1 protein-coding gene and 1 pseudogene are annotated in these 1968 nt (G+C 65.0%); both read left to right on the top strand.

Annotation, left to right across the window (positions count from 1 at the left end):
* Nucleotides 1-91: 91 nt before the first annotated feature.
* Entirely contained in the window at nucleotides 92-1375 is a 1284-nt protein-coding gene (locus AC0L2B_RS00235; protein WP_473743642.1) for an NAD(P)/FAD-dependent oxidoreductase, read from the top strand.
* Nucleotides 1376-1603: 228 nt separating this feature from the next.
* Nucleotides 1604-1968: pseudogene (locus AC0L2B_RS00230) on the top strand (hypothetical protein); the annotation flags it as partial.

Here is a 1968-nt window from a genome sequence, read left to right as displayed (position 1 = left end):
CTGCCCTACTGCCCTACTGCCCTACTGCCCTACTGCCCTACTGCCCTACTGCCCTACTGCCCTACTGCCCTACTCCCCTACTCCGAGCATCATGCCCTACCAATCCCCAATCTCCCCCGGCCGCTCCTGGTATGAGGACACGGCCGGGCCGCGGCCCGAATACAAGGCGCTTGACGGTGACCTGAGGTGCGACGTCGTCGTCGTTGGCGGCGGTTTTACCGGCCTGTCGGCGGCGGTGCACCTCGCCAGGGCCGGCAGCAATGTCGTGCTGGTCGAAGCGCATCGTTTCGGCGACGGCGCATCGGGCCGCAATGGCGGCCAGCTCGGCACCGGTCAGCGCGCCTGGGCCGAGGAGCTCGAAGCGGAATACGGCTTTTCCCGGGCCAAGGCGCTGTTGGACCTCGCCGAAGGGGCCAAGGCGCATCTCCTCGAATTCGCCGCCGTCAACAAGATCGAGATCGACTACATGCCCGGCCAGATGTCGGTGACGCACAAGCAGCGCTATGTCGACGACTACAAGGCGCATGCCGAGATCATGGCGAACCGCTTCGGCTATCCTCACATCAGCTTCATGGACGCCAGGGAGACGGCGGAGCGGTTGGGCTCGGCGCGCTATTTCGGCGGCACCCGCGACACCGGCACCGGGCACATTCATCCGCTGAAGCTGGTGATCGGCACGGCAAAAGTGGCGGCGCAGGCGGGCGCGCAGCTGTTCGAGCAGACGCCGGCGACCGCCATCGCGTCCGTTGGCGGCAAGGTCAGGGTCACGACGCCGAAAGGCACGATATCAGCCGAGAAATGTCTGATCGGCGTCAATGCCCATGGCGGCACGCTCGAGCCGATCAGTGCCGCGCATATCATGCCGATCGGCTCCTTCATCGGCGCGACGGTGCCGCTTGCGGATTCAAACGTGTTGCCGGGCGGTGAGGCGGTCGACGATTCCCGCTTCGTCGTGCGCTACTTCCGCAAATCGACGGATGGGCGTCTGCTGTTCGGCGGGCGCGAGATCTACGCGGTCAACGATCCGAAAGACATCCATGTCCACATCCGCCGGCAGATCGCCGAGCTTTACCCTGACCTCAGCGATGTCGAGATCACTCATGGCTGGGGCGGCTATGTCGGCATCACGATGCCGAGAAAACCGTTCGTGCGCGAGGTGATGCCCAATGTGATCTCGGTCGGCGGCTATTCCGGCCACGGCGTCATGCTGTCGAACTTTTTCGGCAAGCTCTATGCCGAAACCGTCGCCGGCAACCGGGACCGGCTGAGGCTGATCGAGGACCTGAACATCCCGGCCTTTCCCGGTGGCCGGCGCTTGCGCGCGCCTCTGATGTTTCTTGCGCTCAACTGGTATGCCTTGAGGGACCGCATATAACCACAGGTTGCAAAATCCCTTGCAAGTTGCAGAATCGATCGTAAAGGTGCAGAATCCGCACCGCAAGGGCGCAGTGATGCCATAATCGCCGGCAAAGGATGCCGGTTCTGGGCAGTCGAAGGGGGATTTTGCGGGCCTGCCCGCGTTGGATTGGGACCGATGCCGACCAGATGCCGGTTTCCCGGCACAGGTCGTAAGAACGTTGGCCCGCAAATGGAGGTTGTAACAGTGAGAGAGCCCTTCAGTTTCGGCGCGCCGGAACGACGGCGCTTTGCGATGCAGTTTGGCTACGACATGCAGCCCAGGTTCTGGCGGCAAATCCGGTCGAACCTGCATCTGGTCATCGCCGCGTTTGGAACAGCAGCGCTGCTTGGCGTGGCAGCGATGGCGCTATGGCTGGCATTGCCGGCCACCGAGAGACAAGCGGTCGCCAGTCCCGAGCAGATCGTTTCCAGCATTCCGGTGAAAACGACAAGGATCGTGGGGGGGGCCGGGGGGGGGGGGGGGGGGGGGGGGGGGTGTTGGGGGGGGGGGGGGTGGGGGGGGGGGGGGGGGGGGGGGGCGGGGGGGGGGGGGGGGGGGGGGGGGGGGGG

Source organism: Mesorhizobium sp. WSM4815 (genome assembly GCF_055811575.1).
Note: the sequence above shows the minus strand (reverse complement) of the source record. Positions and strands in the feature narration are given on the sequence as shown.

Coding starts and splice junctions, on each gene's coding strand:
- AC0L2B_RS00235 (WP_473743642.1), top strand. CDS start 92: ATGCCCTACCAATCCCCAATCTCCCCCGGCCGCTCCTGGTATGAGGAC.